This is a genomic window from Chitinimonas sp. BJYL2, assembly GCF_027257935.1.
Taxonomy (GTDB): domain Bacteria; phylum Pseudomonadota; class Gammaproteobacteria; order Burkholderiales; family Chitinimonadaceae; genus Chitinimonas.
Window position 1 is genome coordinate 153,047 of record NZ_JANZKW010000003.1, and the last position, 21,194, is coordinate 174,240.

A 21,194-nucleotide genomic window follows, 5' to 3' on the forward strand; every position below is an offset into this window, starting at 1 on the left:
CCGCTCATGCCATGCCGGCCAAGGTGCCGGCTGGATGAGGGAGGACACCATGCTGGAAATGTTCCACTTTAAAAAAGACGTCCCGTTCATGAGCTACGGGAAGCTGACCACGACGATCTCGCTGGCCACCTTCCTGATTGCCGTGTTCTTTCTGGCCTACAAAGGCCTGAACCTCAGCGTTGAGTTCACCGGCGGTACCGTGCTGGAGGTTCGCTATACCCAGTCGGCCGACCTGGCCAAGATCCGCCATGAGGTCGAGGCACTGAATCTGGGTGGCCAGCATAAGGAGATCCAGGTGCAGGCGCTGGGCACGGCGCGTGACGTGATGATCCGGTTGCCGCTGGTCAAGGGCGTAACCAGCGCCCAAGTGTCGGAGCAGGTGATGGACACCCTGCGCAAGTCCGACCCGCAGATCGAACGCCGCAAGGTCGAGTTTGTCGGTCCCTCGGTGGGTGAGGAGCTGGTGACCCATGGTCTGACCGCGCTGATCATCGTCTGTGTCGGCATCATCATTTATCTGGCTATCCGGTTCGAGTGGCGCTTTGCCGTGTCGGCCATCATCGCCAACCTCCACGATGTAGTGATCATTCTTGGCGTGTTTGCCTTCTTCCAGTGGGAGTTCTCGCTGACGGTACTTGCGGCCGTGCTGGCGGTGCTGGGCTACTCGGTTAACGAGTCGGTCGTGGTGTTTGACCGTATCCGTGAAAACTTCCGCAAGGCCAGTCTGCGTGGCATGAGTGTGCAGGAAGTGATCGATAACGCGATCACCGCCACCATGAGCCGCACCGTAATCACCCACGGCTCCACCGAAATGATGGTGCTGTCGATGCTGCTGTTCGGCGGCCCGGCCCTGCACGGCTTTGCCATGGCGCTGACCATCGGTATCGTGTTCGGCATCTATTCCTCGGTGCTGGTGGCCTCGCCGCTGTTGCTGCTGTTTGGCGTGACCCGCGAGAACATGGTCAAGGTCGTCAAGGTCAAGGAAGAAGCCGTCGTCTGATAGGGCGAAGGTTTCAAGCCGGGTTCTTCTGGCCGGTCAGGCTCGCCTGCCGGCCATTGTCTTTCCTGCGGTTGTTGTAAAAGGCGGCACTTCATCGTGGATTTCAATCTGATCGAGATTTTCCTCAATCTGGATGTGTTTCTGGCGCAGGTGGTGGCGCAATACGGCGCGTGGATTTACGTGATCCTGTTCGCCGTGATCTTCTGCGAGACCGGTCTGGTCGTGATGCCCTTCCTGCCCGGCGACTCCCTGCTGTTCGTGGCCGGTGCCGTTGCGGCCACCGGCGGGATGGATCCCTATCTGTTGTCGGCATGCCTGATCGTGGCGGCCATACTTGGTGACTCGGTCAACTATGTGATCGGTCGGCGTGCCGGCGAACGCCTGTTTGCCGACCCCGGTTCACGACTGTTCCGTCGCGATTATCTGGAACGCACCAAGGAGTTCTACGCCCGTCACGGTGGCAAGACCGTGGCGCTGGCGCGCTTTGTCCCCATCGTGCGGACCTTTGCGCCCTTTGTCGCGGGGATGGCGCACATGCCTTATCCGCGCTTCGTGTTCTTCAGCGTGACCGGCACCCTGGTCTGGGTGGGTTCGCTGGTCACCTTGGGTTATCAGTTCGGCAACGTGCCTTTCATCAAGGACAACCTGTCGGTGATGGTGCTGCTGGTGATTGCACTCTCCCTGCTGCCCATGGTGATCAAGCTGCTCCACGCCCGTCGCCCGGCGGCTTGAGCGTCATGGAAAGCTTCTATTCCGATAAAGCCCAGGTGCGCCGCTCATTCGAGCGTGCTGCGCAGAGCTACGACGGCGCGGCGGTACTGCAACGCGAGGTAGCCGACCGCATGCTGAGCCGGCTGGATCTGGTCAAGCTGGCGCCCGCACGCGTACTGGATGCAGGCAGTGGTACGGGCTATGCGGCCCCGCTGTTGGGTCGGCGCTATCCGTCCGCGCAGTTGATCGAGTTCGATCTGGCGCTGGCCATGCTCAAGGTGTCGGCCGGCAAGCGAGGCTGGCTGGATCGGCTACGGGGCAGGGCGCCATTGCAGTTGTGTGGTGACTTGGAAGCATTGCCGCTGGCTAGCGGGTCGATAGACTTGTTGTGGTCCAATCTCGCGATTCAATGGCTGAACGAGCCCGATACCGCTTTCGCCGAGTGCCACCGCGTGCTCAAGCCCGAGGGCCTGCTGATGTTCAGCACCTTTGGCCCCGACACCCTGATCGAGTTACGCCGCGCCTTCGCCGAGGCGGATGCCCGGCCCCACGTGAACCGCTTCATCGATATGCATGATCTTGGCGACGCGCTTGCACGCGCCGGCTTTGCTGCGCCCGTGATGGATATGGAGCGCATCGTTCTGACCTATGACGATGTGAAGTCGGTCATGCGCGACCTCAAGGCCATCGGTGCGCACAGTGCAGCCGTGGGGCGGCCACGTGGCTTGCTGGGCAAGCAGGCATTCCAGCGCATGTGCGATACCTACGAGCAACTGCGTTCAGCAGGACGTTTGCCGGCCACCTACGAGATTGTCTATGGACACGCCTGGAAGCCGCAGCCCCGTCCGCAGCGGGAGGATGGTCGCCAGGTCATCGAGTTTCGCCCGCGTCCGCAATCATGAGTGCCTACTTTGTCACCGGTACTGACACGGAGGTCGGCAAAACCCATGTGACTTGCCGCTTGCTGCGTGCTGCCGTGCAACAGGGGTGGCGCGCGGTTGGCATGAAGCCGGTAGCCGCTGGCGGAGTGCTTGGTGCCGACGGGTATGTCGATAACGAGGATGTGCTGGCACACAGGGCGGCCGGCAATGTCATCGCACCGCGGGCGGAAGTCAATCCGTATGCCTTCCCGGACCCCGTGTCTCCCCACCTGGCTGCGCGCAAGGCCGGCGTGGTGGTGGAAGTGGAGCGGATCGTGACCGCTTGTCGAGCCCTGCAGGCGCGTGCCGATCTGGTACTGGTCGAGGGTGCGGGAGGGTGGCTTGCGCCGCTGGATGAGCAGCACACCATGGCCGATCTTGCCCGCGCACTGGGTCTGCCGGTCATTCTGGTGGTGGGGGTGCGTCTGGGTTGCCTCAATCATGCCTTGCTGACGGCAGATGCAGTCCGGCGTAGCGGTTTGCCCCTGGCAGGATGGGTGGCCAACTGCGTGGACCCGGCCATGGCGATGCAGGAAGAGAACATTCAATACCTCTCCAGGCACCTTTCCTGTGAAATGCTGATGCGGGTGCCATACTGCGTTGCGGGTCAAAAAGCTGAATCGAATCAAGACCCAGAAGCCCTTGAGCGGCTACGGGCCTTGGTGCGCAAACATTGAACAGGCGCGGCTTTCGTTGAGTAGGGTGGCCGGTTTTGCTAATATTGCCGCGACTTTTTGTCGCACCCCTTGATCCAGGTCAGGGAAGAAGAAGCCGACACATCGCCGAATAAGCCCGGCGTGAGTTTACGACGCCCGTTCTGCGGGCGCTTCGTCATGGGGACTATATGAAGAACAAAGCAACCAGCCTGCTCGCCGCATTCGCTGCTGCAGCCAGTGTTTCCGCCTTGGCGGATTACCAGTTGAACCTGCCGGAGCCTGTTACCAAGGTCGCGCAGGACGTCTACGACCTGCACACCATGCTGCTTGTCATTTGCGGCGGTATTTTCGTCGTGGTGTTCGGCTTGATGTTCTATTCGATCTTCAAGCATCGCAAGGCGGCTGGCCACAAAGCGGCCAATTTCCACGAGAGCACGACGGTCGAGATTATCTGGACCATCATTCCCGTGCTGATCCTCGTCGGCATGGCCATCCCCGCCACCAAGGTGGTGCTGGCGCAAAAAGACACCCGCGGTGCCGACATGACCATCAAGGTCACTGGTTACCAGTGGAAGTGGGGCTATGACTACCTTGATGAAGGTGTCAGCTTCCATAGCCGCCTTGCGACGCCGCAGGAACAGTTCGAGAACTTTGCCGGTGAAAAGCCGACCCGCAATGCCGACTACCTGCTGGAGGTCGACAATCCGATGGTGGTGCCGGTGGGCAAGCGCGTTCGCATTCTCACGACTGCCAATGACGTGATCCACTCATGGTGGGTGCCGGCATTCAGCGTCAAGCAGGATGCCATCCCCGGCTTCATTCGCGACACCTGGTTCAAGGCCGAGAAGGAAGGCGTCTACCGCGGTCAGTGTGTGGAGCTGTGCGGCAAGGACCACGGCTTCATGCCCATCGTCGTACATGTGGTCTCGGAAGAGAAATACAAGGTCTGGGTGGAAGAGCAGAAGAAGCTGATGGCTGCCAACCAGGATGACCCGAACAAGGTCTGGACTCAGGCCGAGCTGGTCGAGCGTGGCCAGAAGGTGTACGAAGCCAATTGCGCGGTCTGCCACAAGTCTGACGGCGCCGGCATGGGCGCGTTCCCGGCCTTGGCGGGTTCCAAGGTGGTCCTCGGTGACAAGGCTGCACAGATTGATCTGATTCTGAAGGGCAAGAACGCCATGCCTGCTTGGGCATCGACCTTGTCCGATACGGAAATCGGCGCGGTAATCACCTACACCCGCAATAGCTGGAGCAACAAGACCGGCGAAGTCGTACAGCCTACTGATATCAAGGCTGCCCGTTCCTGATGCCCGGATCGCGAGGATAACTACATGACTACTACCACGCACACGCCAGATCACGCGCACGATCACGATCATGCGCACGACCACCCCACGGGCCTGGCCCGTTGGGTGACTGCGACCAACCACAAAGACATCGGTACGCTCTACCTGTGGTTTGCCTTCATCATGTTCCTGACCGGTGGCGTAATGGCCCTTTGCATCCGGCTGGAGCTGTTTTCGCCGGGTCTGCAGTTCTTCAAGCCCGAACTGTTCAACCAGTTCACCACGCTGCATGGCCTGATCATGGTGTTCGGCGCCATCATGCCGGCCTTCACCGGTCTGGCTAACTGGCAGATCCCCCTGATGATCGGCGCCCCGGACATGGCGTTTGCACGGATGAACAACTGGTCGTTCTGGTTGTTGCCGCCGGCTGCCATCCTGCTGATGATCAGCTTTGCTGTACCTGGCGGTGCTGCCGCCGCAGGCTGGACCCTCTATGCGCCGCTGGCTACCCAGATGGGCATGGGCATGGATCTGACGATCTTCGCGATCCACATCATGGGTATCTCGTCGATCATGGGTGCGATCAACATCGTCACCACGATCCTGAACATGCGCGCACCCGGCATGACGCTGATGAAGATGCCGATGTTCTGCTGGACCAGCCTGATCACGGCGTATCTGCTGATTGCCGTTATGCCGGTTCTGGCTGGCGCGGTGACCATGGTGCTGACCGATCGTCACTTCGGTACCAACTTCTTCAATGCCGCAGGTGGTGGTGATCCGGTTCTGTACCAGCATATCTTCTGGTTCTTCGGTCACCCCGAGGTGTACATCATGGCGCTGCCCGCATTCGGTGTGGTCAGTCAGGTGATCCCGACCTTCGCCCGCAAGCCGCTGTTCGGTTACCACTCGATGGTGTACGCCACCTCGTCGATCGCCATCCTGTCGTTCATGGTGTGGGCTCACCACATGTATACGACCGGCATGCCGGCGACCGCACAGATCTTCTTCATGTTCGCCACGATGCTGATTGCCGTGCCGACCGGTGTGAAGGTGTTTAACTGGATCGCCACCATGTGGAAGGGTTCGATGACCTTCGAAACCCCGATGCTGTTCGCGATCGGCTTCGTCTGTCTGTTCACGTTCGGTGGTTTCTCGGGTGTGGTGCTGTCGGTGGCTGCCGTGGATATCCAGTTGCAGGATACCTACTACGTCGTTGCCCACTTCCACTATGTGCTGGTTGCTGGTGCACTGTTCTCGCTGTTCGCTGCCGTGTACTACTGGCTGCCCAAGTGGTCGGGCTACATGTACAACGAAACGGCCGGCAAGGTTCACTTCTGGTGGTCGATGATCGCGTTCAACGTGACCTTCTTCCCGATGCACTTCCTGGGTCTGGCTGGCATGCCGCGTCGTATTCCGGACTACGCAACCCAGTTCACCGAATTCAACACCATGGCTACCTTCGGCGCGTTCGCCTTCGGTATCGCCCAGGTTTACTTCCTGTTCGGTGTGTTGCTGCCCTGTTTGCGCGGCGGCTCGGGCCCTGCACCGCAGCGTCCTTGGGAAGGCGCCCACACCCTGGAATGGGAAGTGCCATCGCCGGCACCTTTCCATACCTGGGAGACGCCACCCTCGAAGGAAGTGGTGGATGAGTTGTCGGCCAAGCAGATGCTGCACTAAGCAGTTTGCTTGAGCGGCAAGATGCATAACAGGAACCAGGCGCCCGCCATCTCCAAGACGCCGCGACCCTCGTCGCGGGCGTCTTTGGCAGGCGCCCCCTGTCCGGAAGTTGAGGCGGTATGCAGCAGGAACAGGTACAGGCCGACAACCGCAAGTTGTTGACCAAGCTCATCGTCATTGCCATCGGCATGTTTGCCTTCGGTTATGCGTTGGTGCCGTTTTACGAAAAGATTTGCCAGGTGACTGGTATCAATAATCTTTTCAAGGCCGATGAAGTGACCAATACCCAGGTCAATACGGCACGTCAGATCACGGTGGAGTTCGATGCCAATCTGCGTGGCGACCTGCCTTGGCGCTTCAAGCCGGAGCAAAACCGTCTGGTTGTGCATCCCGGCCAGATGGCGCAGGTCGTGTATGAGGTAACCAACACCAGTAACCGCGTGATGGTGGGTCAGGCAGTACCAAGCTATGGCCCGGCGATCGCTGGTGAGCACTTCAAGAAGCTTGATTGCTTCTGTTTCAAGCAGCAGACGTTCCAGCCGGGCGAAACACGGCGTATGCCGGTGGTGTTTGTTCTGGATGGCACCATGCCCGAGCAGATTGAAACGATCACCTTGTCCTACAGCTTTTTTGAAGTTGAAGGCGCAGTAAAGCAGGGTACTTGAGTGGCCGATAACCATGAAGACCGCAACAGGACAAGCTTGAACCCGCTGAAGGCGGTAGGCGCTGTTCTGTCTGCCTTCTCGGGGATACGGGCAGGCAAGGATTCAAAGAATGATCTGGCCAAGCTGCGACCGGTACAGATCATTTTGGCAGCATTGATTTGCGCAGCGATATTCATTTTCGGCCTGCTGACGTTGGTGCGAAGCATTATCAGCAGCAGTGGCAGCTAGGCAGATTCCTCAGGGAGCAGACATATAATGGCAACCCACCAACCCGATTATTTCGTTCCAGCCCCATCCAAGTGGCCCTTGGTTGGTTCTTTTGCCCTGTTCTTCATTGGTCTGGGCGCAGCATTGGCGGTCAATGCGGTCAGCGCGGGTAGCTATGCGCTGGCAATTGGCTTTGCCATTCTGCTGTACATGCTGTTCGGTTGGTTCGGTGATGTGATTCGCGAGTCCGAGGGTGGCGTTTATTCCAAGCGTGTGGATATTTCCTTCCGCTGGGGGATGGGCTGGTTCATTTTCTCGGAAGTGATGTTCTTTGCTGCCTTCTTCGGCACCCTGTTCTATGTGCGCATGATCTCCGTGCCCGAGCTGGGTAATGTTGAGCACAAGATCCTGTGGCCTGAGTTCAATGCCATGTGGCCCAAGTCGGTTGCCCCCAACGGTGCCGAGCCCTATTCGGTCATGGGCGCATGGGGCCTGCCCGCCTGGAACACCCTGATCCTGTTGACCTCCGGCGTTACCCTTACCTTGGCTCACTGGGGCTTGATGAAGGGCAATCGTGGCCAGCTCAAGCTGTGGCTGCTGGCGACGGTGGCTTTGGGTGCGCTGTTCCTTGGCTTGCAGGTTTATGAATACATGCACGCTTGGGGTGACCTGGGCCTGACCCTTTCCTCGGGTGTTTATGGCGCCACCTTCTACCTGATGACCGGTTTTCACGGCATGCACGTGTTCATTGGTGCGTTGATGCTGGCGGTAATGTACTTCCGCTCGCTGAAGGGTCACTTCACGGCCGAGCACCATTTCGCCTTTGAAGCCGCTGCCTGGTACTGGCACTTCGTTGACGTGGTCTGGTTGATTCTGTTTGTCTTTGTCTACTGGCTCTGATCGATAAGGCCAAGGCCAAAAAAATGGTGCAGCGAGAGCTGCACCATTTTCGTTTTTCTGCCGCCGGTAAACTTACACCGTGCTGGAACCAGGCGGCTCGCGCAGGGTCCACAGTCAGCGCTGCAGCTTTGTATCAGCTCACGCCATGTGGCTGTATCCAGCCCATCTTGTAAGCAATCATCAGCAGGATGAACAGGCTGACAGACAGCGCGACCCGTAAGGTCAGTGCCTTGACGGTCTTGTTGGAGGCCTCCTTGTTCCGCATCAGCGAGAACAATGCGGTACCCAGCGAGACAAGAATGGCGATCAGAAACAGCACGACAACGATTTTCATGGCCTGCATCACAGTGTGGACAGGCCGAGAGTGTAGACGCCCGCCGCCTCCCATTGCCAGTTCTGTTCATGCCATTTCACCGCCCCCACCCGCTGGTTGCCCTTGCTACCGTGCTGCTTGTCGCGCTGACCATTGGTCTGGGCCTGTGGCAGTTCGGTCGCGGCGAACGCAAGACCGAGCTGGCAGCACGCCTTGCCCAGCAAGATCGACTGCCCGTCACAGCGTGGCAGGGCGAACTGGGTGTGGACGTATGGGGACGCCGCTACGAGCTGGAAGGCACTTGGCTACCGACAGCACAGATATATCTCGATAACCGGATACATCTCGGCAGGCCCGGTTATCACGTACTTAGCCCCTTGCGGCTGGCGGATGGCCGCGTGATGGTGGTCAATCGCGGCTGGCTTCCGAGGGTGCAGGGCACGCAGCCGGAAGCGGCATTACCGCAAGCGCCGGCGCGTGTCGTGGTCAGGCTGCAGTCGCCGCAGCAACGGTATGTCACGTTGTCGTCAGCGCAGGTCAGCGGTGCAGTCTGGCAAAATCTCGACTGGACACGCTACCGCACCCTGCTTGGCGTCAGCCCTGTGCCCGCCTTGGCCTTTCAGCTTGAGGGCAACGATACCCTGAATCGCGACTGGCCCGCACCGGATGCTGGGGCGGACAAGCATTACGCGTACGCCGGGCAGTGGTTCTTGTTTGCCGCCCTGGCCATCGTGCTTTTTGTATTTTTGCATTGGAAGTCCCGTAAATGACCGAGAACCCAACCAAGCCCGGCAAACAGCGCTGGATGCTGTTGCTGCTGGTGGCCGTGTGCGCCGCCCCGATTCTGGCATCGTACTTGACCTACTACTTCTGGAAGCCTCAGGGCGGTCGTACCTATGGCGAGTTGCTGGAGGTCAAGCCGGTTCCGGCATTCCCCCAGCAGACGCTGGAAGGCAAGCCAGCCGGATTGGCAGATTTCAAAGGCAAGTGGGTGCTGGTCATGAGCGACGATGTCACCTGCGCCAAGTCCTGCATGGATGCCCTGTTTGCCATGCGCCAGTTCCGCTTGGGGCAGGGCAAGGAAATGGAGCGCGTCACCCGACTCTGGCTGGTGCGCGGTGAGGGTATGCCCTCTTCAGCGGCGGTAAGTGCGGCGGATGGCGCCACCATCCATCGTATCGGTGCGGAGGCCGTGCCCTTGCCTGGCGATGTGAATGCCGGTATCTACCTGATTGATCCGCTGGGTAACCAGGTGATCCGTTATCCGCGCAGTGCAGATGGTGTGAAGGTGATTCGCGAGATCGCCAAGTTCCTTAAAAACAACGTCAACATCGGCTAAGTCATGTTCCGCAAACTGGTTGTCCTTGCTGTTATCTGGACCTTTGGTCTGATTGTTCTGGGTGCCTTCGTGCGTTTGTCAGATGCGGGTCTGGGGTGTCCGGACTGGCCTGGCTGTTATGGCAAGGTGACCCCGCTGCATGCAGCGGAGGAGATCACGGCTGCGCACGCGTCTGATCCGCATGGGCCGGTCAGCATGCGCAAGGCCTGGAAGGAGATGGTGCATCGCTACTTTGCCACCGGTCTGGGCTTGCTGATCCTGATCATCGCGGCAGTGGCCGTAAAGCAGCGACGTCAGCTTGGCCAGTCCCCACTATTGGCGGTGGGTAATGTATTCGTGGTCTGCTTTCAGGGTGCGCTGGGTGCATGGACGGTGACCATGTTGCTCAAGCCCGCCATTGTCACTGCCCATCTGATCGGGGGCATGTTGCTACTCTCCCTGCTGGTGTGGTTGATGATGCGTCAGCGCAGTTGGTCTGGCGTGGGTGAGGCCGCCTTCCGTTTTCGCGGTCTTGCTTTGCTGGGTTTGGCCATTGTGGGCGCACAGATCATTCTGGGTGGCTGGGTAAGTACCAACTATGCGGCGGTTGTCTGTACCGACTTCCCCACGTGCCAAGGGGCGCTGGTGCCCCAGATGGATTTCCAGCATGCCTTCCATGTGATGCGTGATTTGGGTGAAACGCCTGAAGGTAATCTCCTCAGCATGGCGAACCTGACGGCCATCCACTGGCTGCATCGCGTTGGCGCACTGATTACACTGCTTTACGTTGGCTGGCTGGCATGGCGCTTGTATGCGCAAAATGTCTTGCGCAGCCTGTCGCTCGCCGTTGCGGCCGCGTTGTTCATGCAATTGGCGCTGGGTATCAGCAATGTAGTCTTCCATCTGCCTTTACCCGTGGCCGTTGCGCACAATGCCGGTGCCGCATTCCTGCTCAGCCTGATGGTTGCGCTCAATTACCGCTTGGCTCAGCGTTGAATGCTGCGCAACGCGCTTTTGCAGGAGGTCACATGACTGCCACTACGGTTGCCAAACCCGCAACGGGACTACGGTCCAGACTGCGTGAGTTTCTTGCCCTGACCAAACCCCGCGTGGTCGCCCTGATCGTCTTTTGTGCGGTGATCGGGATGTTCCTCGCCACCAAGGACCTTCCGCCATTGGTACCCGTGATCGCTGCCACCATCGGCATCGGGCTCGTCGCGGGTGCGGCGGCGGCGATCAACTGCCTGGTCGAGCAGAAGATCGATGCGCTGATGGCGCGCACCCGCGCGCGTCCTTTGCCACGCGGCCAGCTCAGCAACGCCGAAACGCTGGTGTTTGCCTCGCTGGTGGGTGGTGTGGGCCTATGGTTGCTGTATGCGTGGGTCAACACCCTGACGATGTGGCTAACCCTGGCAACCTTTGTGGGTTACGCGATCATCTATACGGTGATCCTCAAGCCCAATACGCCGCAGAACATCGTGATTGGCGGTGCTTCGGGCGCCATGCCGCCCATCCTCGGCTGGGCCGCCGTGACGGGTACCGTGGGCCATGATGCGCTGATCTTGTTCCTGATCATCTTTGCTTGGACGCCCCCACACTTCTGGGCTTTGGCGCTGTATCGCCGAGATGACTACGCCCGCTCTGGTCTGCCCATGTTGCCGATCACCCATGGCGAAACCTTCACGCGCCTGCATGTGTTCCTCTACACCTTGCTGCTCGCCGCGGTGACGCTACTGCCGGTGGCAACCGGCATGGGCGGACTGATCTATCTGTTCTCGGCGATTGTGCTGAACGCCGTGTTCATCTACTACGCGTGGCGCATATGGCGCGCCTATACGGATGAGCTGGCACGCACCACCTTCCGCTTCTCGATCCTGTATCTGTCACTGCTGTTTGCGGCATTGCTGATTGATCACTATTTGATGGTGCCACTGACATGACACGACGCAACTGGTTGATTGCCGCGCTGGCTGCACTTGCGCTGGCAGGGTGTGGTCAGGCTCCGCAAGCGAGCTTCATGGCGACTGACATCACGGGCGCCGCCATCGGCGGCGATTTCCGCCTGATGGGCCATGATGGACGACCGCGTGCGCTGACCGATTTCAAGGGCAAGGTCGTGGTGCTGTTTTTTGGCTATACCCATTGCCCCGATGTGTGCCCCACCACCATGAGTGAACTGGCGGCAACCATGAAACAACTGGGCCCCAGGGCTGCTGACGTACAGGTTTTGTTCGTAACGGTTGATCCCGAACGGGATACCCAGGCGCTACTGAGTCAGTACGTACCGGCGTTCAATCCTTCGTTCCTAGGGCTGACCGGTAACGTGGCTGAGGTGCGCAGTGCGGCGGACAAGTTCAAGATCGTTTACCAGCGCAGTGGATCGGATCCCACAAATTACAGCGTCGATCACAGTTCTGGCAGCTATATTCTCGACAAGGCAGGTAAACTGCGGCTCCTCGTGAGCTACGGTGCAGGCGCGAAGACCTTTTCGCATGACATTGGTCTGCTGCTCGACGAAGGCGCAGTCCTGTAGCGGACTGTGGCCTGTGGATAAAACATTGCTGAAGCGGCCTAGGCTTCGCCTATGGCAAAATGATTCAGTATTTTCGACCCAGAATATCGATAAGCCGTGGCAGAACCGGAAAACACTTCCCCGCGAGCAGCTGAGGACACGATAGAACTGATCCCCGAAGGGGTGGATGTCAGCAACTATTTGCTGCATACCCCCGTCGAGATCGGTTACGTCCTGCGCTCCCTGGCGCAGAAGCCGGAACTGATCTCCGTGTATTTTGATCACGGCCAGTTTTCCTACCTCTCCGCCATTCTGGCGAGCGATACCAAGGCGCAGAAGTTCTGGTTCGACCTGAGTGCGGTCGATGCCATCAACCGTGCCTTGCTACGTACTGACCATATCGTGTTTGTGGCTGCTCCCGAGGGGGTGCGCGTCCAGTTCGTGATTTCCGGCTCGGTCCGTGAAGACACGCATGATGATCGCCCTGCCTTTGTGGCGAACTTCCCCAGCGATCTGATCAAGTTGCAGCGACGCGAGTACTTCCGGCTCAATACCCCCATCGGCAAGCCGCTGATCTGCAAGATGCAGCACCCTAATGGCAAGGTGCTGGAGTTGCCGCTGCACGATGTGTCGATCGGCGGTATGGGCTTGTGGATGTCCGGTGCGGTAGAGCTGGAGCAGCTGGATGTGTTTCCGGGTTGTCGCGTCGATCTCGGCAGTTTCGGCGTGGTGGAAATCACGCTGGAAATCCGCAGCAAGCGTCAGGTCACTCGCCGCGATGGCACTGTGCAGACCATGGTGGGTACGCGTTTTGTCGACCTGCCGCGGCAAGTCGAGAATGTCCTGCAACGCTTCATTGCCCAGCTGGAGCGCGAACAGCACCAGTTGTTGCGTCAGTAGCCTCGCCCGCTAAGCCACCGAGCACCCGCTCAGGGGTGGGGTGCTGCAAGCGCAAGCGCAACTCCTGTTTCATGCGCGTATTGCGCAGTCGTCGCGATTCCCGCATGAAAGACCACAACATCGGCGATACCTGTGCCCGCAGTGTATCCCTGTCTAGCCTCGGTGGCCGGGGCAGACCTGCTGCATCCGCTACCCGGTCAAACCACTCTCCCATCGTCCACATACAGTCATCGACGACATGGTGTACGCGCCCCCCGCTCGTGCGGAACAGGGCCAGACCGCATGCTCTGGCCAGATCGTCGGCATGGATATGGTTGCTGTAGCCATCGTCCTCCGCCCGTAGGGCTGGCGTGCCAGCTTGTAGTCGCGCCACGGGGAGGCGGTTGTCGGCATAGATGCCCGGTGCGCGCAGGATGACCGTACCCGTACGATGGCGACGTCCGAAGTCACGCCAGAGATGCTCCGCCGCCACACGCCGGCGAGCACGCTCGGACTCCGGTTGGAGCGGCCGGGTTTCGTCGATCAGCGCCCCTCCGCAGTCGCCATACACCCCGCTCGTACTGATGTAGCAAAGCCTGCGTGGTAGAATCGCGGCCTTCGCCAGGGTGGCGGCAAGGTGTTGGCTGCGAGGGTCGCCGATCCCCTGATTGGGTGGCGGTGCACTCAGGAGGATGTACTCTCCGAGCCCGCTCAGCCGGGCCAAGGTGCGGGGGTGGTCCAGATCGGCCAGTATGGGCGTGACGCCGCAAGCCCGCAGTTCGGCAGCCCGGACGGCGTGGCGGCACAGGGCATACACCTTGAAACGGCGGGTCAGCCACGGCAACGCCCGGGTCAGCACGTCGCCGCAACCCACAATCAAAAGTCTTTTCTTGCGCATGAGCCCGATTGTAATCGCGTCAGCGCGCAGGCAGGAAAGCCCATGTCCAAGCATCTCCATATCGAACCCGGTAAGCAGCAGGTCATCGTCAATGAGGGTGAAACCATCCTGGATGCCGCCATGCGCGCAGGCTTCAACATGCCCTACGGTTGCCGCAATGGCGCCTGCGGCGCGTGCAAGGGGAAGGTGCTTGGCGGCGAGGTCCGCCATCGTGAGCACTCCGGCTCGGCATTGAACAAGACCGAGGAAGCGCAAGGTCTGGCCCTGTTCTGCTGTGCTGAGCCGATCACTGATGTGACTATCGAGTGTCGCGAGGTGCAGGCCACCAAGGATATCCAGATCCGCACCCTGCCTTGCCGGGTCGAGAAGATCGACCGTGCTTCCGATGATGTGGCGGTGCTCTCGCTCAAGCTGCCAACGAACGAGCGCCTGCAGTTCCTCGCGGGTCAGTACATCGACATTCACACCAAGGATGGCAAGAAGCGCAGCTTCTCGCTGGCCAACCCGCCTTACGATGATGAGTACCTGCAGCTGCATGTACGCCTCGTGCCGGGCGGTGCGTTCTCGGAGTATGTGCACAACTCGATGCGTGAACGCGAAATCCTGCGCTTTACCGGTCCGCTGGGTTCCTTCTTCCTGCGTGAGGATTCGGACAAGCCCATCATCTTCCTGGCCAGTGGTACCGGCTTTGCCCCGATCAAGAGCATTGTCGAGTTCGCCATCCGCAAGGGTATACAGCGGGAGATGGTGCTCTACTGGGGCTGCCGCTCGCTGAGTGACCTTTACATGCCCGAGTTGCCCAGCCAATGGCAAGTGGATCACCCGAACTTCACCTTCATACCGGTGCTGTCCGAACCGCGCCCCGAGGACGCCTGGCAGGGCCGGACCGGCTTTGTCCATGAGGCCGTACTGCACGATTTTGCTGATCTTTCCGGCTACCAGGTCTATGCCTGTGGCGCCCCCGTCATGGTCGAAGCGGCCCACGGCAGCTTTACCGGCCGCGGTCTTCCGAGCGATGAATTCTTTTCGGACGCATTTTTTCTTTCGCGGGATTTGGGAAAAGCGTAAGGCCTAGGTATAATCCGCCCCCTTGGCCGACTTAGCTCAGTTGGTAGAGCAGCTGCCTTGTAATCAGCAGGTCATCCGTTCGATTCGGATAGTCGGCACCAAAATAAACAAAGGCTTAGCCTACGGGCTAGGCCTTTGTTCCATTCTGCCGTGACGAAAACGTGACAAAGTCCACCACGTTACTACCTCGTCGCCGCTCAATCCGTGCTGCCGCATGGGTCAAATTGTCCGTCGAAAACTTGGCATAACGATCCACCATCGTTCTCGACTTCCATCCACCCAAGTCCTTTAGCTCGTCACAGCTGGTACCCGCTTGCCGGTGCCATGACGCCCAGGTGTGGCGTAAATCATGGAACCGGAAGTCCTCAATCCCCGCTCGCTTCAATGCCTTCTCCCACGCGTTGTTCGATATCTGCCACCGTATGGGCTGGCCCGCATAAGTAAAGCAATAGCGGTCGTGCTGACCGAGAACGCTGCTCAGTACATCCAAAGCATCGCGGTTAAGTGGGACGCCTCTCGGCGTGCCATTTTTGGTCTGGTTCAGCCACGCGGTACCGCGTTGCAGATCGACCCGGCTCCATTCCAAGCCGGTAATCTCTCTGGCGCGACACCCCGTTGCCAGTGCAAACCGGACAATGGCCGCCAGATGGGGCGGGCATTCGGCAATCAGCCGATCCGCCTCTTCCTGCGACAACCACCGATCGCGCTCTACCTCACCCGGCAGGAGTCGAATATGCGGGATGTGATCAACCCACTGCCATTCATCGCGTGCCATCCGCAAGAGACTGCGAATGGTTGCTAAGCAGCGATTGATGGTTGCCGGCGAGTTCCCCTTCTTCATCATTCTCTGCACCACCGACCAGATCATGTCGCCATTGATCTCGTGCAACATCAAGGTGCCGAAGTGAGGATGAAGTTGGCGGAAAACTCGTTGGATATCCCGCAAACTCTTCAACTGCGATTTCAATGTGAGGTAGCGAACCACCGCTTCCTGCCAAGAGCGCGGTGCCTTGATCCCGAAATGCGCTTCCCTGTAAGCATCCAGCGTGAGCTTGGCTAACAGGGCTTCCGCCTCTTCCCGGTGTTCAGTCCCAGCGCTTTGGCGTATGCGCTTCCCATTGGGGAGCGTGGCATTGATCCACCAGTAGCGTGAGTCTGGCCGCTGGTAGATGCCGGTTTCACGGGCCATAAAGTCTCCTTTCCGGCCCGCCCTCGCTGCTTATAGTCGTCAAGCCAACCATCAAGGTCAATCACGTCATAGACGCAACGCCGACCCAATTTGACGAACGGCACATCCAGCTCGGTCAGCAAAGTCACACCGACACCAAGATAGCGAGCGGCTTCCTCCTTCGACAGACACCGAGCAGGCGGCAAGGGCAGACTGGTTTCGTCCATGGTTAGCCCCCGCTGTCCTTGCGGTACTGCTGCGTCGCCTTCCTGACGCGCTCAGCTTCGAGCCGCTCAATCAACCCCGGATCGTTCAGGTCCGTATTGAACAGCCGCCGTTTGGAGGCCAGCTTCCCGGTGATGTACTCATCGAACGACATCCCTAGCCGCGCACTCTTGGCATCGTGGAAGCGGTACAGATCGGTAATGAATTGCTCATTGCCTTGGTACAGGTCGTCGATGTGCTCGCGGGCCATATAGGACACGAGCGTACTGAGCCCGGTGGAGAACAGACGCTCATCACTGGGCGCTCGGGTATCGGGGTAGCTGTTCGCCAATGGTCCGCCTTGGGTTTCCCAATCCACCGAAGCCAAATGGCTCCAGAGCGGATGCACTGGCCAGCGACTACGAGTGCTATCGGCGGGATTTGGCTCGGTCAGCTTTAGCCACTCGGTGGTGGCATAACTCCAAAGACCGTTCAGATTAGCAAGCACCTGTTCGAGTTTGCTCAGCCCCTTGAGCGTCAGCGACTCACGCTTGAACTCGAACTCCAGCCGCCACACCGTTTCACCTTCCTTGCGGCCTGCTTCCGCCCATAAAGGCAACAGATAGTCCTTGCCGTTTTGTGCATGCTCCAGCGACTTGTTATAGAGCCGACAGCCCATCGAGCCACCCACCCCAATCGACCAGCCTGAGAACGCCCCAGCGACCGAGTAGGCGTTGACCGAGTTAGCGCGTGTCACCCATGCCTGCCGACCCCAGCTTTCCATATCGACCGACGACACGAAATCGACGAACAAATCGATCCGGCTCACATTGGGCCGCTCATGCAGGTCGCCTAACTGGGCCAGCAGCCCCTGTAGGTGGGCTTCCGCGTCCTGGGGCGGGCGATGCGCTAGAAAGGCCGCTGCGACCTTGGCATAGGCCATGGGAAGCGTCTTGCTCGGCTTGGCGAGTTGAATCCGGAATGCCGCGTCATCAAGAATGAAGGGAGACATCGACGCGCCCTTGTCCTTCACCTCGAACACATGGCCCGACAACGGCAACTGGGCTTTGGCTTGCTGGCTAGGATCGCCGGACTGGGCGAGCTTCTTCAGCTCAGTCAGCAACCACTCGGTATTGCTGGAGAGCTGTCCCGGAAAGGACAGATACAGGCTATCGACACCCCATCTCAGAGGTTTGAAGTAAGGCAGAGCATCTAGATTGCAGTTTGAGGATGCTGTGTTACTAGGCGGCGCATCCTCGCTTCGCGGTTCCGCCGACCCACCCGCGACGTCCACCCGCGCTGGGCGCGCGGTGCGGGCGTAAAGGGTGGGTTCGGCGGTTGGTCTAACAGCGGAGCTGTGCGGGCCTTGGTCGCCCTGCTTGTGGGACTGAGACATATCCGTTCCTTTCGGAGCTGCCGACCATGCCTGTGTGGCTTGCCGGAACGGATACGGAATCTATGGATCAGCCCAATCGGGATCGACCACCTGAAAATGCGATTTCAGGTGGTGGAAAAGTTTCGTGAAGCGTGGAACTGCTTGCGAAGGTTGCGGAGCGCTGTCGGCGTGTCGGGATAAAGCTGTAGCTCGTGAATCAGCAGCCTTTCCATTTGCTTGTCGGAGAGGCGATCGAACCCCATCTCACGAAGCATGACAAAGACAAACCGGAGGTCTTGATAAGACTGCCAGTGTTTCTGGCTGGGCCCCTTGATGGCGGATCGCAGCCGCAAGAAAAAGTGCCGGTCTTTTTCCAGCTCGGCCCGAGTGAGCCGCAACGCGAAGGTAGGGCAAGTCAGGACTGAACGGTCGATACGGACTGCGTTGAAGAATGGCTCTTGCCAGTTTGCGTCACATGCCTTTACCTCTGCTACCAGCGCGTTGATTGACCGATGGTGGATCATCAAAGACTGGATATTTCGTTGCAGAATAGCGGACAGCCCTATAACTTGGGCTTTGGTAAAGATTCCACCGAATGGGCATGACCACTCAGACGGTTCATCCAAGTGCATGTCATCAATGAGCGCTTGGGTGGGGTCGTTAGACTCAGCCCACTTTGCCAAGTCCGCCGCTTTGCCAAGTGCGACTAGAAGACAAGCAAGCGTTTCAAGAAACGACCATTCATATGCCGCTGACCAAACAAAGTTATCCCCGAGTAGCGCATCTACCTCTTCTTTGGTCTTGGTGTGAACGAGCCTAGGTAACTCTGCAAACTGAGAACGAATCTCGGGTAGCTCCTTCACGAAGGCGCGAAACTGTTCTACGGAGAGTTTTCCAAACTCCTTTTCAGGGGCGGAAGTCAATGTATGACGCCTAACGTTGGAGGTAACGTGCAGCCGGAGCTGCGAAGCAGCGGAGGGAACCCAAAGCGCAGCTTTGGGCTGTCACGTTGACCGAAAGGTTAGGGCTTTTCTGGCGAAACTTGCCCATTATTCTCCTGCGCACATTCTTTAATGGCGTCCGCATTCATTTTTTCCATTTCTTTATCACTAATAATGCCCATTAGCTTCTGGCTCTTAATGCTTGTATTCGAGGCCGCATGGCATTCGCAGAACTCCTGAATGGCTTTTCCTTTTAGCTCGACCTTAGGGGGATTCTTTTTGCATGCCTCAATGGCCTCGCACTTCATTGCATCATAAATATCCCAGTTTGACGCACAGTCTGCAAAAACAACTGTGGGCGCCAAAGAAAGGAAAATTGTTGAGGATAAAGCTGAAATTTGGCAGGTTAATTTTGATCTAAAATTTTGCATTTTCTATACCTTTCGGTTTGCTTGGGGTTGCTAATTAGAAGCAGAGCATGGTTTGGATGGCAGTAAGCCCTAACGTTAGAAGTAACCTGCCGCCGGAATGCCGGAGGCATGGAGGGAACCCAAAGCGCAGCTTTGGGCGGTCAGGTTGACTGAAAGGTTAGAAATTTTTTCCCCTGACTTAATAAGTTCGCTTAGGAGCGCAAAGTTTCAGGTTTTGGTGATCAATTTTGAATTTATAGTCAGCATCGTCCATTGCGCAAACCACGGATACTGCTTTGTCATTGGATTGAACTAGATGCTGTGGAATTGCATCTGAATTCACCGTAATTTCTTGGCTGAAATTAGTTTCTAACGAATACGCGTCGATATGTATTTCAGGGTACTGACCGTACAGAATGATGATGCACTTGTGTACTTCGTCAAGTACCGCGTCACGTAGCAAGGGTATGTCTAGCTTAAGCCCAATCTCACTGATCTGAACAAGCCCAGAGCGAGTGTCGGTAATCATTTGCAAGGTCTGCATGCGTCGGTGATCGGCAATTTCTAACGTTGGAGGTAACGTGCAGCCGGAGCTGCGAAGCAGCGGAGGGAACCCAAAGCGCAGCTTTGGGCTGTCACGTTGACCGAAAGGTTAGAGCGTTGTGTCAATGTTATCTACCTGGACCTAGGTGGCTGTTCGGATTAGGGTTGAATGCGATGATAATTTTATGGGGCATAAAAATATAAAGTCGGCTGCTACGGAAGTAGTTAATTAATAAACTCAATTTGAAGCAGGATGTGTGAGTGTATTTTTGCTAGCCGGCTGGAATTGAGTAGCGGAAAAGGAAAATGTAACCAGTAATATAAATCGGCAGACTGATGAATGCCAGTAGGGCAGTAAGAACTAGCGGTAAGCGTCTCTCTTCATAGTCCCAGCTAGCCAGGGCAAAAAAGAAAGAGAAAACCATTAATGCTGGTGGTAGCCACAGTATCCGGTTGTCCCACCGTAAATGACCCACGAAGTAGAGCAAGAACAGAGTTGCCAACGAACAGAGCAAACTAAAAACCACAAATCTTAGATACCGTGATTGCATCGATTAGCTCTAACGTTGGAAGTAACTGGCAGCCGGAGCTGCGCAGCAGCGGAGGGAACCCAAAGCGTAGCTTTGGGCTGTCCATGTTGACTGAAAGGTTAGGTTTTTTATACGCATGAAGTTAGGAATATGTATGTATAGATTATTTCTCATCCGGCCGAATGCGGACGGAACGTCCATCGTCTATTTTCGGTGCTGGGGGCGGAATAATTGTTAGGTCATAGTTGCAACAAGGACACAAGTGACTGATATATATGGAATAAGGACGGTGCCCTTTTGCGCCGACTGGAGTCTTACATTGTGGGCAGATGATCCTTTTGGCGTAGACAAAAGTGAACCCGTGAATCAGAAAGAATATGAGAATTGTAAAAGCTGGGTGAGCTATCTCTGTGAGGATAATCGGCAAGGCAATGCTAAAAAACAAGGCAATTGGCAGCCAGATCATAAGTAAATAGTGTTTGTAAGGGCTGATCTTCATGATTGGCTAAGAGAAGCATGTGCGCGACTGGGTGATTTTATTCTGAGATATGCGCATGTGCCGGAGAAAACCGAACGTTGGAGGTAACGTGCAGCCGGAGCTGCGTAGCAGCGGAGGGAACCCAAAGCGCAGCTTTGGGCTGTCACGTTGACCGAAAGGTTAGAGCGTTGTGTCAATGTTATCTACCTGGACCTAGGTGGCTGTTCGGATTAGGGTTGAATGCGATGATAATTTTATGGGGCATAAAAATATAAAGTCGGCTGCTGCGGAAGTGGTTAATTAATAAACTCAATTTGAAGCAGGATGTGTGAGTGTATTTTTGCTAGCCGGCTGGAATTGAGTAGCGGAAAAGGAAAATGTAACCAGTAATATAAATCGGCAGACTGATGAATGCCAGTAGGGCAGTAAGAACTAGCGGTAAGCGTCTCTCTTCATAGTCCCAGCTAGCCAGGGCAAAAAAGAAAGAGAAAACCATTAATGCTGGTGGTAGCCACAGTATCCGGTTGTCCCA

General features: G+C 57.5%; 23 protein-coding genes and 1 tRNA gene. 17 read left to right on the forward strand and 7 right to left on the reverse strand.

Going from position 1 to position 21,194, the window contains the following annotated elements:
• The first annotated feature begins 52 nt into the window (after positions 1-52).
• The 9 genes from secF (at position 53) to O9X62_RS10590 (ending at position 8,025) form a co-directional block, all read left to right on the forward strand.
• Positions 53-1,000, forward strand: a complete 948-nt coding sequence (secF, locus tag O9X62_RS10550; RefSeq protein WP_269533134.1) for a protein translocase subunit SecF — start codon at positions 53-55, stop codon at positions 998-1,000.
• A 96-nt stretch (positions 1,001-1,096) separates the two neighbouring features.
• Positions 1,097-1,732, forward strand: a complete 636-nt coding sequence (locus O9X62_RS10555; RefSeq protein ID WP_269532814.1) for a DedA family protein — start codon at positions 1,097-1,099, stop codon at positions 1,730-1,732.
• 5 nt (positions 1,733-1,737) lie between these two features.
• The gene (bioC, locus tag O9X62_RS10560; RefSeq protein WP_269532815.1) at positions 1,738-2,613 is read left to right on the forward strand and encodes a malonyl-ACP O-methyltransferase BioC; all 876 of its coding nucleotides are present in this window, start codon (positions 1,738-1,740) and stop codon (positions 2,611-2,613) included.
• Positions 2,610-3,308, forward strand: coding sequence for a dethiobiotin synthase (gene bioD / locus O9X62_RS10565; RefSeq protein WP_269532816.1), 699 nt, complete (start codon positions 2,610-2,612; stop codon positions 3,306-3,308). The genes bioC and bioD overlap by 4 nt, the downstream gene beginning before the upstream one ends.
• 167 nt (positions 3,309-3,475) lie before the next feature.
• On the forward strand, positions 3,476-4,594 hold the full coding sequence (coxB, locus tag O9X62_RS10570; RefSeq protein ID WP_269532817.1) for a cytochrome c oxidase subunit II: 1,119 nt from the start codon (positions 3,476-3,478) through the stop codon (positions 4,592-4,594).
• Between the two features lie 24 nt (positions 4,595-4,618).
• Positions 4,619-6,253 (forward strand): cytochrome c oxidase subunit I, encoded by a 1,635-nt coding sequence (ctaD, locus tag O9X62_RS10575; protein ID WP_269532818.1) that lies wholly within the window; start codon positions 4,619-4,621, stop codon positions 6,251-6,253.
• Positions 6,254-6,372: 119 nt separating this feature from the next.
• Complete coding sequence (locus tag O9X62_RS10580; protein WP_269532819.1) at positions 6,373-6,918, forward strand: cytochrome c oxidase assembly protein; 546 nt, start codon at positions 6,373-6,375, stop codon at positions 6,916-6,918.
• Positions 6,919-7,146, forward strand: a complete 228-nt coding sequence (locus O9X62_RS10585) for a DUF2970 domain-containing protein (RefSeq protein ID WP_269532820.1) — start codon at positions 6,919-6,921, stop codon at positions 7,144-7,146. It abuts the gene before it with no gap.
• Positions 7,147-7,173: 27 nt separating this feature from the next.
• Positions 7,174-8,025, forward strand: coding sequence for a cytochrome c oxidase subunit 3 (locus O9X62_RS10590; RefSeq protein WP_269532821.1), 852 nt, complete (start codon positions 7,174-7,176; stop codon positions 8,023-8,025).
• A gap of 133 nt (positions 8,026-8,158) precedes the next feature.
• Here the strand turns inward: O9X62_RS10590 and O9X62_RS10595 are convergent, their stop codons facing one another.
• Entirely contained in the window at positions 8,159-8,359 is a 201-nt protein-coding gene (locus tag O9X62_RS10595; RefSeq protein ID WP_269532822.1) for a twin transmembrane helix small protein, read from the reverse strand.
• Positions 8,360-8,427: 68 nt separating this feature from the next.
• Between O9X62_RS10595 and O9X62_RS10600 the strand changes: the two genes are divergently transcribed.
• From O9X62_RS10600 to O9X62_RS10625, 6 genes are all read left to right on the forward strand, one after another.
• On the forward strand, positions 8,428-9,108 hold the full coding sequence (locus tag O9X62_RS10600; protein WP_269532823.1) for an SURF1 family protein: 681 nt from the start codon (positions 8,428-8,430) through the stop codon (positions 9,106-9,108).
• Positions 9,105-9,677, forward strand: coding sequence for a cytochrome C oxidase subunit I (locus O9X62_RS10605; RefSeq protein ID WP_269532824.1), 573 nt, complete (start codon positions 9,105-9,107; stop codon positions 9,675-9,677). Before O9X62_RS10600 ends, O9X62_RS10605 begins: the two co-directional genes overlap by 4 nt.
• A 3-nt stretch (positions 9,678-9,680) precedes the next feature.
• Positions 9,681-10,652 carry a heme A synthase gene (locus O9X62_RS10610; protein ID WP_269532826.1) on the forward strand — a complete coding sequence of 324 codons (972 nt, stop codon included), beginning with the start codon at positions 9,681-9,683 and terminating at the stop codon, positions 10,650-10,652.
• 32 nt (positions 10,653-10,684) lie between these two features.
• A complete protein-coding gene (cyoE, locus tag O9X62_RS10615; RefSeq protein WP_269532827.1) occupies positions 10,685-11,596 on the forward strand; it encodes a heme o synthase in 912 nt (303 codons plus the stop codon).
• Positions 11,597-11,673: 77 nt separating this feature from the next.
• Positions 11,674-12,189, forward strand: a complete 516-nt coding sequence (locus O9X62_RS10620; RefSeq protein WP_308446461.1) for an SCO family protein — start codon at positions 11,674-11,676, stop codon at positions 12,187-12,189.
• Between the two features lie 96 nt (positions 12,190-12,285).
• Positions 12,286-13,068 (forward strand): flagellar brake protein, encoded by a 783-nt coding sequence (locus tag O9X62_RS10625; RefSeq protein ID WP_269532829.1) that lies wholly within the window; start codon positions 12,286-12,288, stop codon positions 13,066-13,068.
• Here O9X62_RS10625 and O9X62_RS10630 read toward each other — a convergent pair.
• Complete coding sequence (locus O9X62_RS10630; RefSeq protein WP_269532831.1) at positions 13,022-13,945, reverse strand: SDR family oxidoreductase; 924 nt, start codon at positions 13,943-13,945, stop codon at positions 13,022-13,024. The genes O9X62_RS10625 and O9X62_RS10630 overlap by 47 nt on opposite strands.
• Before the next feature lie 42 nt (positions 13,946-13,987).
• Between O9X62_RS10630 and O9X62_RS10635 the strand changes: the two genes are divergently transcribed.
• Positions 13,988-15,013, forward strand: a complete 1,026-nt coding sequence (locus O9X62_RS10635) for a CDP-6-deoxy-delta-3,4-glucoseen reductase (RefSeq protein ID WP_269532833.1) — start codon at positions 13,988-13,990, stop codon at positions 15,011-15,013.
• A 25-nt stretch (positions 15,014-15,038) separates the two neighbouring features.
• Positions 15,039-15,114 (forward strand) — tRNA-Thr (locus O9X62_RS10640).
• Positions 15,115-15,140: 26 nt separating this feature from the next.
• Here O9X62_RS10640 and O9X62_RS10645 read toward each other — a convergent pair.
• The 5 genes from O9X62_RS10645 to O9X62_RS10665 all read right to left on the reverse strand — a co-directional run bounded on the left by O9X62_RS10645 (position 15,141) and on the right by O9X62_RS10665 (position 19,655).
• Positions 15,141-16,202, reverse strand: a complete 1,062-nt coding sequence (locus O9X62_RS10645) for a site-specific integrase (protein WP_269532834.1) — start codon at positions 16,200-16,202, stop codon at positions 15,141-15,143.
• A gap of 208 nt (positions 16,203-16,410) precedes the next feature.
• A complete protein-coding gene (locus tag O9X62_RS10650; RefSeq protein ID WP_269532835.1) occupies positions 16,411-17,508 on the reverse strand; it encodes a hypothetical protein in 1,098 nt (365 codons plus the stop codon).
• A gap of 377 nt (positions 17,509-17,885) precedes the next feature.
• On the reverse strand, positions 17,886-18,683 hold the full coding sequence (locus tag O9X62_RS10655; protein ID WP_269532836.1) for a hypothetical protein: 798 nt from the start codon (positions 18,681-18,683) through the stop codon (positions 17,886-17,888).
• A gap of 98 nt (positions 18,684-18,781) precedes the next feature.
• Positions 18,782-19,132, reverse strand: coding sequence for a hypothetical protein (locus O9X62_RS10660; protein WP_269532837.1), 351 nt, complete (start codon positions 19,130-19,132; stop codon positions 18,782-18,784).
• A gap of 178 nt (positions 19,133-19,310) precedes the next feature.
• Positions 19,311-19,655, reverse strand: a complete 345-nt coding sequence (locus O9X62_RS10665) for a hypothetical protein (RefSeq protein WP_269532838.1) — start codon at positions 19,653-19,655, stop codon at positions 19,311-19,313.
• Between the last annotated feature and the right edge of the window lie 1,539 nt (positions 19,656-21,194).